Annotated in this window: 10 protein-coding genes; 9 read left to right on the top strand and 1 reads right to left on the bottom strand. The window is 47.9% G+C overall.

The genetic code is table 11. The annotated features are described in order from the left end of the window. Positions 1 to 91 precede the first annotated feature (91 nt). From AB4114_RS28370 to AB4114_RS28360, 3 genes are read left to right on the top strand one after another with little or no spacing between them, the layout of a single operon-like run. A complete protein-coding gene (locus tag AB4114_RS28370; RefSeq protein ID WP_441991484.1) occupies positions 92 to 1102 on the top strand; it encodes an aldo/keto reductase in 1011 nt (336 codons plus the stop codon). Then, positions 1099 to 1812, top strand: coding sequence for an SGNH/GDSL hydrolase family protein (locus tag AB4114_RS28365; protein WP_441991483.1), 714 nt, complete (start codon positions 1099 to 1101; stop codon positions 1810 to 1812). Before AB4114_RS28370 ends, AB4114_RS28365 begins: the two co-directional genes overlap by 4 nt. 26 nt (positions 1813 to 1838) lie before the next feature. Then, the gene (locus AB4114_RS28360; protein WP_441991482.1) at positions 1839 to 4685 is read left to right on the top strand and encodes a family 78 glycoside hydrolase catalytic domain; all 2847 of its coding nucleotides are present in this window, start codon (positions 1839 to 1841) and stop codon (positions 4683 to 4685) included. Between the two features lie 34 nt (positions 4686 to 4719). Here the strand turns inward: AB4114_RS28360 and AB4114_RS28355 are convergent, their stop codons facing one another. Beyond that, entirely contained in the window at positions 4720 to 5604 is an 885-nt protein-coding gene (locus AB4114_RS28355; RefSeq protein ID WP_441991481.1) for an AraC family transcriptional regulator, read from the bottom strand. Positions 5605 to 5783: 179 nt separating this feature from the next. Here AB4114_RS28355 and AB4114_RS28350 point away from each other — a divergent pair, with 179 nt between their 5' ends. The 6 genes from AB4114_RS28350 (at position 5784) to AB4114_RS28325 (ending at position 14562) form a co-directional block, all read left to right on the top strand. Then, positions 5784 to 6581 (top strand): phytanoyl-CoA dioxygenase family protein, encoded by a 798-nt coding sequence (locus tag AB4114_RS28350; RefSeq protein WP_441991480.1) that lies wholly within the window; start codon positions 5784 to 5786, stop codon positions 6579 to 6581. A 14-nt stretch (positions 6582 to 6595) separates the two neighbouring features. After that, complete coding sequence (locus AB4114_RS28345; protein WP_441991479.1) at positions 6596 to 7747, top strand: trans-sulfuration enzyme family protein; 1152 nt, start codon at positions 6596 to 6598, stop codon at positions 7745 to 7747. A gap of 58 nt (positions 7748 to 7805) precedes the next feature. Beyond that, positions 7806 to 9656: a heparinase II/III domain-containing protein gene (locus AB4114_RS28340; RefSeq protein WP_441991478.1), complete on the top strand. Its 1851-nt coding sequence runs from the start codon at positions 7806 to 7808 to the stop codon at positions 9654 to 9656. A gap of 31 nt (positions 9657 to 9687) precedes the next feature. Next, the gene (locus AB4114_RS28335) at positions 9688 to 11031 is read left to right on the top strand and encodes a DUF455 family protein (protein WP_441991477.1); all 1344 of its coding nucleotides are present in this window, start codon (positions 9688 to 9690) and stop codon (positions 11029 to 11031) included. A 109-nt stretch (positions 11032 to 11140) separates the two neighbouring features. After that, entirely contained in the window at positions 11141 to 12931 is a 1791-nt protein-coding gene (locus tag AB4114_RS28330) for a histidine kinase (RefSeq protein ID WP_441991476.1), read from the top strand. Then, positions 12928 to 14562, top strand: coding sequence for a response regulator transcription factor (locus AB4114_RS28325; protein WP_441991475.1), 1635 nt, complete (start codon positions 12928 to 12930; stop codon positions 14560 to 14562). Before AB4114_RS28330 ends, AB4114_RS28325 begins: the two co-directional genes overlap by 4 nt. Positions 14563 to 14624: the final 62 nt, after the last annotated feature.

The raw sequence follows: 14624 nt of genomic DNA, 5'->3' as shown, positions 1-14624 counted from the left end.
TTTGGCGTGCTTTTTCTGGCAGATCGACCAAGAAAGTCTCTTCATAAACGCCTTATACTGAAAGGTGATTCGAGGGAGGAGAATGCTTCTTATGCAATATCGGAAATTTGGCCATACACAATGGGATGTTTCGGAAATCGGTTTCGGAGGCTGGCAGATTGGCGGCGGCGGAGCTTTCGGACAAGTGGATGATCGTCATTCAGTTAAAACCCTGCTTGAAGCCTGGGATCGGGGTGTCAACCTGGTAGATACAGCTCAAATGTATGGGAAAGGCCACTCGGAGGAAGTTATCGGCAAGGCACTCAAGGAATGGCACCACAATCATATTTATATCGCTTCCAAGGTGCAACCAGTTCAATGGCCGCATCCAAATGAGCTTGATCCAACTATGACAGGGCGCTATCCCAAAGCTCACATTCGCAAACAGTGCGAAGACAGCTTGACCAGGCTCGGGGTGGATACCATTGATTTGTATCAGTTGCATGGTTGGTTCCCTAGGGGGTTGGAGGATCGCGAATGGCATGAGGCGTTGATGGAGCTCCAGAAAGAAGGAAAAATCCGAGAATTCGGCGTGTCTATTCGCGATTATCGCCCGCAGGACGGTATTGCGCTAGCAGAGGCGGGGCTGATCCAAGCTGAGCAGGTTGTTTATAATATTTTTGAACAGAGGCCAGCAGAGGAGCTGTTACCTGTATGTAAGAAGAATGGCGTGGCTGTCCTTGCCCGAGTTCCCTTCGATGAAGGTTCGCTGATCGGCAGCTGGGTGCCAGAAACCTACGAGACTTTCGCTCCAGGCGATGTTAGACGGAGCTATTTCAAGGGCGAACGTTTTCTGCGGACGCTGGAGAAGGTGGATGTGATCAAACGGATGATCCGTGAATACGATGCGACGATGACGCTTGCCGAAGTTGCACTTCGGTTCTGTCTGTCAGATGAAGCTGTAAGCTGCGTCATTCCGGGGATGCGCAACGTGGAGGAAGTGGAAGCCAATCTCAAAGTTTCAGATGGGCAGCCGTTGCCGACAGAGCTGCTGCAGCAATTGAAAGTGTTCAATTGGCCACGCAATTATCATAATCCGGATACGTTGGTGGATCCGTTATGAGTGCTTTTGCCCGATTCCAGAAGCGTCTTAAGGAGAAAGCGGACGATGTTCGGGCTCGTCCCGTCACTTACGTGGCTTTCGGTGATAGTGTGACCCAAGGATGTATGGAATACGCGACCATCGAGCATGAGCAAGTCTACCACAATCTGCTTAAGAATCGCATCGTGAAACGGTATCCTACGACGATTCTGAATGTCATCAATGCTGGTGTATCTGGTGATACGGCAGTGAAGTCGGAGCCGAGATGGCAGCGGGATGTGATTGCGTATCAACCGGATCTCGTTACCATTGGCTTCGGTGTGAATGATTGTCATGCCGGGGAGGCGGGGCTTAAGCCATTTTTGGAAAAAATGGACGCGTTCGTGCGAACTGTGAAGCGGGATACAGAAGCAGATCTTCTGTTGCTTACGCCGAACATGATGATGTTGCATGATAACGATTCCATGCATGAGAGGGATAGAACGGTTGTGTCTCGCTTCTCAGATACGGCGGAGAAGGGATATTTGCGGCTGTATACCCTTGCGCTGAGGGAGTATATGGAGCAAGAAAAGCTGGCATACGTGGATATGTATGCGCTATTCGAGAACTGGTTGCTGGAGGGGCAAGCGCCTCATGTTAGATTAGCCAATGGCATCAATCACCCGGATCGTGCCCTGCATGTCCAATTGGCTGAACGGATCGAAGCTCGGATATTCGAAGAACACGATTAACTTCAACAGAAAGTGGGGAGCGCCTCATGTTCGATCAGGCGAAGTGGATATGGAAGTCGGGAGACCGAAGACCGATTAATGAGCACATCCTTTTTCGGAAAACGTTTACATACGAGGTAGAGGTAGCTAATCGAGCTATACTGTCTATCTCTGCGGATACCAAGTTTAGGTTATGGGTGAATGGAGCGGAGCTTGGAGAAGGCCCAATTCGTTCCACAGCGGATCATTGGTATTATGATGAGTTTGATATTACTCACCTATTGCGACCAGTTATGAATGTAATTGCCGTGCAGGTCTGGCACTATGGTCATTCCAATTATCAATACATTGAGAATGAAGCGGGACTTATTGCTGAGTTATCCTTGCACGGCTCCGCCGGTATTCAAGTGATCGGAACAGATGAAACATGGCTTTGTTGTAGGCATGAGGGATATGATGCTGATGTCGTCAAGCGAAATGTGAATCTGGGGTGGATGGAAATATACGATGCGAACGCGATGAGCGAACAATGGGTGCTCCCATCCTACGATGACGAGAGTTGTTGGGTGAGAAGTGAAGTTGTTGCTCCTTACGGAGGCGCGCCTTGGGGCGGACTGTACCCCCGAGTCATTGAGCCGTTGTCCACACAGATCGTCAGGCCGAAGCAGATCCTCGCACTTAGTGAAATTGTACCCATCCGCCAAGTGATATCCGTTAATATGCGGGATAATCTGTATCCAGGCTCGCGGGATGCGAATGCGAAGATATTCAGCGGATTTTTGGCCGTTAGGCTGGTGGCTGAGGCAGAAACTAAAGGTCGTCTAACGTTCGCACATTCCAAATGGAACAGTGTTCAGGGACGCTTCAAGATAGATGACCGCTGGTATGTTCATAATGACGAGATACGGCTGGCGGCCGGTGAGCATCTATTCATGATGGAAATTTGCGGTGTTCATAATGATTTGTTCAGCCATTTGGAATTCAATTTCGATACAGAGCTGCGGTTCGCACATCCTACTGGTGGCGATCAAGCCGCCTCATTCGTAACCATTGGCCCATTCGAGACGATCGAGTCGTATGCCGACGGCTTTCAGCCTGTATACGGGGGCGTTGAGAAGCGAACGGGTTTGAATCATGAGCATCCGCTGCTGCTGGAAATCGGAGCTTGCTCCACCTTGAAGGCATTCGAGGCGTACCATGACATGTGCAAGACGGTTCATCCTAGGCATGTACTCGTAAATAAAATGATTTATTCGTTGATGATGCGCAAACGATTCGTCAAGCACTATCCCATTACGAACCGTCTGGAGCGAATGCTCCATGACCATCTGCTGCCGACTGTGCTTCCCGATACCGTAGAAGGCGGGGATCTCGAATTCATATTGGATTTCGGGAAAATATACGTAGGGACGATTGAATTAGAGATTGATGCGGCTCTAGGAACGGTGCTCGATGTCTACGGATTCGAAAACCGTGTCAATGGCGTCAATGCCTATACATCAGGCTGCAATAATTCATTCCGGTACATATGTTGTGAAGGTAGACAGGTGTTCAAGAGCTTCACCCGGATGGGCTTCCGGTATTTGATCGTCACCGTGCGCCAAGCGGATACGCAGGTCCATCTGCACCGAATCCAGCTGCAGCAGTCTAGCTATCCAGCTACGGATAAAGCGCTATTCCGCTGCTCAGATCCCTTGCTGAATGATATTTGGGAAATTTCCAGGCATACGTCGCACATGTGCATGGAGGATACGTTCGTCGATTGTCCCACCTATGAGCAGGTATTCTGGGTAGGGGACTGCCGAGTGAGCGCACTTGTGAACTATCAGTTGTTCGGTTCCTACGAGCTTGTCAGGCATTGCTTGGAAATGGTGCCGCGTTCGCGGAGTCAAAGTCCGCTTCTGCTTGCCTTATTTCCTACGGATTGGCAGGCAGCGATTCCGATGTGGACCTTTAGTTGGATTATCGCCTGTAAGGAGTATGTCGACTATAGCGGAGATCATACATTCATTGAGGCCATCTATCCGGAAATTAGGATAACCCTTGATGCATATAGGGGATTTCTCAACGAAGATGGCCTGTTTGATACGAGTTCTTGGAATATGCTCGATTGGGCGCCAATCGATATTCCCTCTGTTGGTGTAGTCACAGCGCAGCAGGCGCAGCTGGCCCAATGCCACCGAATCGCAGCGGAGATGGCGGAATCGCTGGGACTATTCAGCGATGCGGAGAGTCTGCTTCATCACACGGAGCAGTTGAAGAGGGCTATTGATGAACATTTATGGGACGATGATGCTCAAGTCTACCTAGACGGTATCTATCGTAACGGTAAGCTTTCGACAACGACAAGTCTCCAGACACATGTGTTACTTTATCTGGCGGACTGTCTTGGAGAGCGGCAGGCGGCTATTATCGAGCCTCAGCTGCTGAATCCACCGGAGGAGTGGATTCAAATTGGCTCTCCCTTCTTCTCATTCTATTTGTTTGAAGTATGGAAGCGTTTCGGTGAACTCGATCGCACTTTGGCGCAGATCAAGACCGACTGGGGCCAAATGATCCGACACGGTGCTACCACCACGTGGGAAACCTTTCAAGTATTCCCAAGGAGTCATGCGCATGCATGGTCGGCTGCGCCGGCTTTTGTCCTTGGGAATCAGCTATTGGGCATTGAGAAAGTAGAGGAGGGCTACCAGAAAATTCGAATCGTCCCGCCTGTGACGGAACTGCTCTGGGCAGAGGGAAGCGTTCCGACTGCTTATGGGCGTATCGATGTTTCATGGTCGAAGGAAGAGGGAAAACGAGTCATGCACATAACAGTTCCACGTGATATTCAAGTAGAGGCGATCCCGGAGCAATTGGCGGATTGGGACATTCAGATTCATGTGATCGGATAGCGCGGAATGGATCTGTTCAGGCAGGTGCTGACGGTTAAGCTTCCTTCTGACTTTTGCGGAATTTGCCGGGCGAGATTCCGTTCATCTGCTTAAAAAGTTTATTGAAAAAACTTAAGTCGTCGAAGCCCACCTCCTGAGCAATCTGTAATATGTTGCTATTTGTAGAAAGCATCAGCTCTTTCGCTATCCGTATGCGAATTTCATTACGGAATTCAATGAAGGTCTTGCCCATGTACTGCTTAAATCTAGATGTGAAGGCAGACTGGCTCATGCCGCACATTTGGCTGACTTGGGCAAGTGACAGCGGATTCGCGTGATGCAGCTCGATAAACTCAGCTACGCGCTCAATTATTTTATGCTCAGAGGCTAGCGCTGTCATGGGTTTATGCAGCATTTGATCGTAACAGCGGCTGAGGAATACGAACATTTCGATGAGCCTGGTCTTCACAAGCAGACGATAACCGAGCATCTTCTCGGTGTATTCGCTAAGAATGCGGTCAAGCAGCTGTTTCATCTCGATCCGTTGGTGTGGATTCAGCCTGAGATGGGACTGGAAATGCACGGACTGCCGCAGAAAAGGCTCCACGTAGAAGAAGTCAACGAACGACGTTACGTTGGATAACGATTGCAGCTCGTGACTCAAGATGGATGGAGCAAACAGGATGTTGTACACGATGAGATGTTCATCCACGAAATAAGCATGCTCGACATCCGGCTCGATGACGAAGACATCACCTTCTTGAATTAGGTATTCCGATCCTGCATAGATATGGCGACCCGATCCCTCTACCACATACACAAACTCGATGAATTCGTGTGAATGTGGCTTGACGGATTCTTTTTTTTTGAACGTGTACTGCTCGAGATGAAAGGGGAAGTCGTACGCTTCCAAGTAACTTTCATTTTGAAATCGGGTCATCGGGCAAGACCTCCGGCAAGGAAGATAAGTGCTTTATTTCTTTTTATCATAGATTATTTCCATCTAGAAGGAAAGCTGGCAAATCACCTTGAAACTCTGACGGATTCACCAAGTCTGCTCCCTTGTACGCATGATAAAGTGAGATTAAAGTACAGAAAGTACAAAAGGAGCTGGCTGCCATGACTAACGCAATTCAATCGCTATTAACCTTGGAGCAACGCACATTTTATCAAGAGAACGGGTTCGTGCAAGTGGATAATGTCCTGAATGAGCAAGAGTTAATTGAGCTTCGTCAATGCATGGAAGAAGTGATGGTTGAGGAGTCTGCATCGCTGTCCTTGCAAACGGATAAAAAAGGCGGCAGCTATTACCGCGTGCTTAACCAGCGTGTTAACGTCTGGCGTGACCATGCCGGCATGCATAAATATTCATTCAACCCGCGGTTTGCGCAAATGGCACTCGAGCTTACGGGTGCAAGTGGAATCCGTCTCTTTCACGATCATGCCCTGTGGAAAATGCCAGGCGATTCGAAACCGACCCCATGGCATCAAGATTACCCTTATTGGCCGATGACGGAGCAGGGAGCTATGTCGATATGGATCGCACTCGATGATGTGGATGAGTCGAATGGTTGCATGATGTTCGTACCGAAATCGCAAAATGCCGGTAAACTGAACCATATTGATTTGGCAAATCCTCAGGATTTATTCGAGTTTGTGAAGGGGACCGATTATGAGAATGCGAAGCCTGTGAAGGTGCCGTTAAAAGCAGGAAGCTGTACGTTTCATAATGGACTTACCTTTCACTATGCTCACTCGAATGTAACGGATAAACCAAGACGTGCGCTAGCGATTATTTACATGCCGGATGGAACGACCTTTAACGGGAAGAAGCATGCGATCACGATGGATCTGAACTTGCAGGAAAATCAACCGCTGGCAGGTCGGATGTTCCCACTATTAGCCTCCCAATCGTAAGGAGGAGGGCAGATATGGATAAGGATGATATTAAAAGTACGGAAGACCTGCTTGCTCATCTCGGAGACGATTATGACCGTTATTTGGGTGCCATCGTGCCTCCTATTTTTCAAAACTCGCTGTTTACAAGGAAAACAATCAATCACGGGTATACGTATACGCGGGTTGCAAACCCAACGACGGAGATTGCTGAAATGAAAATCGCAGCGCTCGAGGGCGGGGAGGAAGCACGTTGCTTCTCTTCGGGAATGGCCGCTATAAGTGCTGCCTTGTCCTACTATCTGGAGAAAGATAGCCATGTGATTTGTCCTCGTGCGGCCTACGTGCCAGCGAAAGCATTTCTAGAAACCTACATGAAGAAGTTCGGCTGTGAGGTTACGCTCGTATCAGGGGAAAGCATCGAAGAATTCGAGCAAGCCATCCGCCCTAATACGAAAGTTATATATTTGGAAAGTCCGCTATCGAACATTTTCTCGCTCCAGGATCTGAAGGCCATCTCAGCGTTGGCGAAATCTTACGGGATTGCGACGATCATTGATAATACATGGGCGACGCCGCTTTATCAGAATCCCCTTGCCTATGGCATTGATCTCGTGGTTCACTCTGCATCGAAGTATTTGGGTGGACACAGCGATATTCTGGGTGGTGTCATCATAGGCAGCAAGCAGGTTCTGGAATCGATTACAAATAACGAAAGAAGTTTGTTTGGGGCTGTTATGGATCCCCACCAATCTTGGCTGCTCATCCGGAGCCTGCGCACTCTCTCGGTTCGGATGAGGCAGCATCAGGAGAACGGCAAGAAGGTCGCTGCTTTCCTCGAAGGTCATGCCCAAGTATCCGCTGTTTACTATCCAGGCTTGCCCAGCCATCCGCAATACGAGCTTGGGTGCAGGCAGATGTCCGGTTACTCCGGTTTGATGAGCTTCGTGCCTAAGGGCGATAAACAGCAGATTATGAAGATGATGAAAAGCTTGCGCTATTTTGAAGAAGGCCCAAGCTGGGGTGGTTTTGAGAGTCTCATCAATTCACCTGGTCTATGGGTCAACGAGGAGACATCCCTCCTAACAGGAATTCCGATCGGTCTAATGCGCATTTCAGTTGGACTGGAAAGTGCAGATTCGATTATCGAAGATCTAGATCGCGCATTGATCGGAATGACACGGTAGTCGTTAGGGGAACCGTCGATCGTGAATTGTACCAAGTATGAAGGGGACGAGTGTTAACGTGAGCTATGTACAGGACTGGCAGGCTGTTCAAGAGAAGATTCGGACGGAAGCTTGGGCGAAGAGCATCTATGACACCCTGCTGGAGACCACAGAGTGGTGGCTCCATCATTACGCAGATGATCCAGGGAGAATTACGGGATGGGGTCACAATTATTTCTGCGAAGCTTGCGGGAGCAGGATTGATTTCCAGAGGGAAGCGCCTCATGTGAACAGCTGCCGAAGCTGTGGCCACGCCAATAAGGGTGCCCGCTTTGATCAAGCATGGAATTATTTGTACCGAGATGAAGCGCATAAGCATGTATTTTACGCAGGGGTGCTGTACAGACTCACAGGCGATGATCGTTATCCGACCTACATCCGCAGCGTGCTGTCATTTTATTGTGATCATTATAAACAGCTCCAGGTAGATGTTCCGCCAGGCTATGTAGGCAAAATAGCCGGCATCGATCTCTGCGATGCGGTTGGCATGATTTGGCTGCTGCAGGGAATGGAGATGATTAAGGAGACGTTAAGCGCCGCAGAGCTGCGGCACTACAAAAGCAAGCTATTCGATCCCCAAGTAGAGCTGCTCGACAGCCACTGTACGAGTATTCACAACATTTCGTGTTGGATGAAGGCGGCAGTGGGCATGACGGGGATGTTCTTCGGTGATAGCAGCTACATTGAGAGAGCCTTGGAGGGACCTTTCGGCTTGCTGCGGCAATTGCAGGAAGGCGTAACTGCGGAAGGATTCTGGTACGAAGGTTCGTTTCACTATCATTTTTATTGCGTAGAACCGTTCACGTATTTCCTGTTGTTTGCCCGTATGTATGATGTGGCATGCATAGGAATGGATGAGATCGTTAAACGGATGTATGTGTTCACAGCTGAGCTTGTGTTTGACAACGGTGTTTTCCCCAATCCGAATGACGGCTGGCCGAATATCGCGCTGACTCACTATGCGGGTCAGTACGAGTACGCGAATCGATTGTTTCCAGATCCAGCCTTCGAGTATGCACTTTCCAGATCTTACGAAGCGTACTACCGGCCAACGATGGCTTATGGAGGAATGATAGAGAATTCACCTGAGGGGTGGGTTCAGCGCCTCATCTTCGGCAAAGGAAAATATGCTGGGGAAGAGATGCTCCCAGCAACGAAAAATTATCCTGCTTCGAATATTTGCTCGTTACGCGGAGGGAAAACGGCTTTATTTATGAAATACGGACTGAATACGAAGAGCCATGCACACCCTGATTTAATGAATATCGAGTTGTTCGACGCGGATTGCTTATGGTCTCACGATATTTCCTCGAATGGGTATGGTTCTTTCTTATTTCTAGAATGGCAGCGGAAGACCATCGCTCATAATACGGTCATCGTCGATGGTGTCGATCAGATCTGTTCGGAGCGGGGAGTTGTCGAACAATTCGAACCGGAGAGTAACCGCATCCGAGCCAAAGCTAAAGATGTGTATCCTGGCGTCGATTATGTCCGCGAGATCCATCTTCAAGAAGGATACATCTCGGATACGTTTGAGGTCATCAGCGAAGAAGAACATCAGACAGATTGGCTGTTTCACTGCCAAGGGAAGATGGAGACGGAGTTCGAAACGCAGCCGTGTGCGCCCATCKGGAGCGAGTTTGGCTACCAGCACCTCATGAATCTACGTGTATGCCCGACTAGTGAGACCTGGTCGATACGTTGGGTAATGGCAGAACGAACGTTAACGCTTCGGATGGAAGGGTGCGCGGGAACTGATATTTATGTATTCGAGGGGTACGAAGATACAACGGCTAAGAAACGGTCTGGTGTATTGGTAAGAAGGCACGGGTGTGGAGCAGTCTATCGTGCCGTCTATACGATAGAGTGAAAGTCATTTCTTCTTATGGGGGTTAACATCAATGGCGAAGAGAATTGAAGTGGACGTAACGGATTACAGCTTCCTTGAAGCTGCATCTTCGTATAGAGGCTCGCTGCTGCGACCGATAGATACCGCAAAATTGCTTAAGATGTGCTTCTGGTTAGAGTTCGAGCTGTCCCGAATGACGATGGGATGGGTCTCGTCTGTGCCAGACTGGGAACTGAAGGGGGAGCTTGTGCGATTGTCGTACCTGCACACGCAGCATATGGTCCATCTGCGTGAACGGATCAGCGAGTTGCCTGGCGCGGATATCAATGATAAAGCATGGACGCCGAGTGGCCTCCAAGAAGCTTGCCAGCGTATTACGCAAGCGGGAGGACTGATTGAATTTGCTGCGGGTTATAAGTTCATCGTTCAGAAACTTTATGAGCAGTATACCACATTTCATGAAACGCTCGATCCGATCCTGGACGGACCGACGTTTGATAAACTGCGATATATCGAGATAGATAAGGAACAGATGATTTCCTGGGGCATTCCTTACGTGAAGTTTGCTTATGTTGAAGATCAAGAGAAACGTGATGCGTATCATAGTTGGTTAGGTTATATCGATCAGGTATGGAAGGTGCTCGAACAATCATCGTCGAAGAAAAAGATCGATTGGCCAGACCATCCGGTTCTCGAGCCAGCGGGCCCGATTCCACTGAAGCCTGCTAACGATCCGAAGTATCCGCATGTCGATCTGACGAAATATAAAAGCGCGATGTTCGATCCGAAATCTCCCACTTACGACAGCTTGAAACATATGATCTTCATCAATGCCAGTGAAATGTCGGCAGTGGAAAGCCTGACCTATCTGTACTACGGCGTGCAGAAAATGCCAGTCGATTTCTACCTGGATGTAGCACGGCATACGTGGGATGAGGTCCGTCATAGTCAAATGGGGGTTCGACGATTAAAGCAGATGGGCTATCGCACGGAGGATTTCTCTTGGCATCCATCCACAGCGCCGACGCCGGAAACGATGAAGCAGGTGTTTCCAGAGTTTTATTCCAGTCTGACCATGGTTATGGAGCCCTGTTCCTTCATTAAGAAACGGAAGTCGATTGCTGCCTTCATGAAGCACGGTGATCCCTTATCATCTATCCAATCCGAATATGATATCGCCGACGAGCGTCTTCATGTTGGATTCGGGCAGAAATGGGGTGCGAAGCTATTCGAGCATATGGAGGATTTCATCTCTGCACAGAATGCCGCTGAAACAGTCAAACAGATGCATCTTCGCAAAATGGGCTATAGCCAGGATGAGATTAACAAAGTGCTGCACAGCTTTCCAGAGTTCTGTGGATTTGCAACAATGGAACTCAATTACGATAAGTATTAATGCACGCAATCCATAGCCGATTACCGTGGAAAGGTTTATAATGCTAACAATACGTGCGTGAGCTGCTGGCTCACGCACTTGCCATTCCATCAGAATGCAGGTGAAGTGTTTGTCTACTGTCATTTCCAAATTTCTGAATTTGAAGCTGCGTACGAAGTTTCTGCTGTCCTTCACCGTTATGATCTTATTAACGGTGCTTATGATTAGCTTCGTTAATTACTATGTTTCTGTCAGTGTAATTAAACAGAATACGTCCGTTTATTCTCAATATTTAATTGAACAAATAGGGATTAACCTCGAGAAACGGACCAAGGACATCGAGGAGCATGTATTCCAACAATTCCGTAATTCCACGCTGAATACGACGCTAGGTATTTCCGAAGATGCAAGTGAATCCGATTTGTATATCAAAAATAAGGTCATTAGTGAGTTTATGAAAGATTTAGTGTTTTCCAAAGATTATTATTTGTCGGTTATGATCGTCGATACGGCAGGTAACCCCTACGGGTTCGAACGCAGTGCAACTCAAAACTACAACAAAGACCTGATGAATCTGGATATCGAGAAGATTAAAGATCAGCGTGGCCGCACTTCCTGGGTTCCGGGAAATAGCAACGTCATCTTCATGGAGAAGGCTGTATATGATGTCACGTCTAGCCGTTATGTGGGCATTATTATCGTTGGTGTGGACATTAATCTGATCGGCAGCATCTACACGAATGTGGACGAACTTACGAAGGGGAACATCGTCATCCTGAATGAGGGATTGGAACCGCTGATGTTTGACAGGCTTGTTTCCGAGCCGACCCGCTATTTTATCGAAAACAAGATGTACGCTCAGAAGCCCAGTCTCAATCAGGGTTTTCAATTTGAAGGGCAGACGTACATTTCTACTATAATTTCAACACCCTATGACAAGTGGATGATTATCCAAGTCATCGCTGTTAACGAATTAACACGTGGCACAGAAGTTATCAAATTGTGGACATTAAGCACCATTCTCGTCTCGCTACTCCTAGCGTTCATCCTAGCGGTGATCATTTCTAGAAACATCACTGGAAACGTTCGACTGCTGCTCCAGAGCATGACCCACTTCTCTGTGGACTTCACCCATAAGGTCATCGTTCCCAGAAGCAGAGATGAAGTAGGGCTGCTAGCGGAGAAATTCAATTCGATGGCTCAGAAGATTAGCGAGTTAATCCATTCCGTCTATGAGGAGAAGCTGCTTAAGCAAAAAGCGGAGTATCGCACGCTGCAGTTCGAATATAAAGCGCTGCAGGCCCAGATTGATCCCCATTTTCTCTATAATACATTGGAGTCGATTCATAGCTTAGCCAAGCTGCGTGGCGACGAACAAGTCAGTGAAATGATCTACCTTCTCGGAAAGCTGCTGCGAGAGAGTATCAGCAAGAAGGGGGATATTATCTACCTGCAGGAAGAAGTGGACTTCATTAGGAGTTATTTATCTATTCACCAAATCATTTATGGCAATCGAATAGAGGTCAATTATTATTTTGACACGAGCCTGATGGCCTTTAGGGTTCCTAAGTTCATTCTGCAGCCACTCGTAGAAAACTCGATCAAGCATGGCATTGAAGAGAAGGTAGGTAAAGGAATTGTCAGTATCGGCTGCTGGATGAAGGAAGACGTTCTGTATCTTGAAGTGTCCGATAACGGCGTAGGCATCGATGAAGAAACGAAGGAACACTTGCTGGACCCACCAGAGCACTCGAAACTGAAACAGAAGGATAAGCATACGAACGTCGGGATCATCAGTGTGCACAAGCGCATTCAAATCTTATTTGGAGAAGCATACGGCTTAAGCATTATGAGTGAAATGGATCAGGGGACAACGATTCGGATTCGTCTTCCAATCCTAACGGAGGAGGGCTCCAGATGACATACAAAGTAGTGGTGATAGACGATAAGCCGCTGATCCGGCAAGCAATTGTGCAAACGATCGCCTGGGATAAGCTGAATTGCACCGTAGTCGGTCAAGCGGAGGATGGCATGGAGGGTAAACGTTTAATCAGGGAGCTGCAGCCAGATATTCTCGTGACGGACATCAAAATGCCCGGCTTAAGCGGGCTCGATTTAGCTGAAGAGATGAGTACGGACTTTCCTTTGGCCAAAACAATCCTAATTACTGGCTATCAGGATTTTGAATATGCGAAGAGGGCTGTTCGACTCGGTGTATTTGATTTTATCGTCAAACCGATTAACTACGAAGAGCTAAGCCGAGTAATCGGGGGGGCTGTCGTAGAGATCGATAACAAGCGCAGAGAGAATGAGCACACGGTCAAGATTACATCTGCTTTCGTCGAGTTGGAGAAGCAGCATATCGATGCCATGCCCTCGCTTAGAAGCAAACTGATCGGTGATTTGATTACAGGAACAGACGATATGCAGGAACAGGTGAAGAAACTCGATATCCTGTGTAGCCGATACGTTGTGCAAATTGTCCGTACAGCTAATAGAAGGGATCCGTCTAGTGCAGCGAACGCTGTCAAGGTTAAGCAGCAGATGCAGCTCCGCCTATCCGAACAAGCGCATGAGTTGACTGCAAAGCGTGATTTCTATGTTATTGAGTCTCTGCGGAATAACGATCTTATATTTGTATGTCTGTTCCCTAAGGTATTGTCGCAGAGGGAGTTCAGAATGAAGCTGCAGAGCTTCTGCAACGAGTTTATTGATATAGCCCATGTAAGGGAGCAGGTTTCCTGTCATATCGCGGTTAGTTCCGTGTATAAATCACTTCTTGAGCTGCCGGAAGCTTTCCGGGAAGCTTCTTTGATTATGGATTCAAGCTTTTTCCGGATGGAGGAAAGTGTGTTATTCCCGGATCATAGCCAGCCAGAGAAGGAACTGGGGAAATATTCGATTATTCAGGATTTGGAGCAGTTCAACCAAATGTTGGAGGACAAATCCAGCGAAGATGTGATGGCTTATTTGGAGCGTTTTCTACAACAAATTACCGCCTATAGTGAAGGCAATATTCTTGTCGTGAAGGGCTTGCTCTCTGAAGTTTGTCTTGCAGTGGCACGCTACTATTTCCGCGTAACCGGGGATGAGTTCGGTCTTGGTAAAAGCATCGACCAAATACTCGAGGATGTTTACCGACTGACGAGTATGAAGGAAGCTTCTACCTACCTCACAACGTTTATTGGGACAGTCAAAAAGAAGCTTGAAGGCGGGGAAAAGGTGTATTCCCTTGTTGTCAAAAAGGTTATCGATTATATCAACAGTCATATCGCCGATACCATCAACTTGACGTCAACTGCTGAACATTTTGGTCTGAGCTCCAGTTATCTAAGCAGGTTGCTGCGTACAGAAACCGGTATTAATTTCGTAGACCTTGTCTCTAAGGCTCGAATTGAAACCGCCAAGCGTCTGCTGATGGATCCCAAAAATAAGGTGAATGAAGTAGGAGAAATGGTAGGCTATAAGGAATACGCCTATTTCTATCAGGTTTTCAAGAGGCTTGAAGGTCAATCACCCAAAGAATACAAGAACAGAGGTAAAGAAATCTAATAAAAGGGTAAGATTCTCGTATGTAAACTGCTGGACGTGTGCGATACATTATGGTTACAAGC

Origin of the sequence: Paenibacillus sp. 2RAB27, from assembly GCF_052115445.1 — a bacterium.
GTDB lineage: Bacteria > Bacillota > Bacilli > Paenibacillales > NBRC-103111 > Paenibacillus_E.
Note: the sequence above shows the minus strand (reverse complement) of the source record. Positions and strands in the feature narration are given on the sequence as shown.

Excerpts from the sequence above, each read along its gene's own strand:
- AB4114_RS28335 (WP_441991477.1), top strand. The coding sequence starts at position 9,688 with ATGGCGAAGAGAATTGAAGTGGACGTAACGGATTACAGCTTCCTTGAA.
- AB4114_RS28360 (WP_441991482.1), top strand. The coding sequence starts at position 1,839 with ATGTTCGATCAGGCGAAGTGGATATGGAAGTCGGGAGACCGAAGACCG.
- AB4114_RS28325 (WP_441991475.1), top strand. The coding sequence starts at position 12,928 with ATGACATACAAAGTAGTGGTGATAGACGATAAGCCGCTGATCCGGCAA.
- AB4114_RS28355 (WP_441991481.1), bottom strand. The coding sequence starts at position 5,604 with ATGACCCGATTTCAAAATGAAAGTTACTTGGAAGCGTACGACTTCCCC.
- AB4114_RS28345 (WP_441991479.1), top strand. The coding sequence starts at position 6,596 with ATGGATAAGGATGATATTAAAAGTACGGAAGACCTGCTTGCTCATCTC.
- AB4114_RS28370 (WP_441991484.1), top strand. The coding sequence starts at position 92 with ATGCAATATCGGAAATTTGGCCATACACAATGGGATGTTTCGGAAATC.
- AB4114_RS28350 (WP_441991480.1), top strand. The coding sequence starts at position 5,784 with ATGACTAACGCAATTCAATCGCTATTAACCTTGGAGCAACGCACATTT.
- AB4114_RS28365 (WP_441991483.1), top strand. The coding sequence starts at position 1,099 with ATGAGTGCTTTTGCCCGATTCCAGAAGCGTCTTAAGGAGAAAGCGGAC.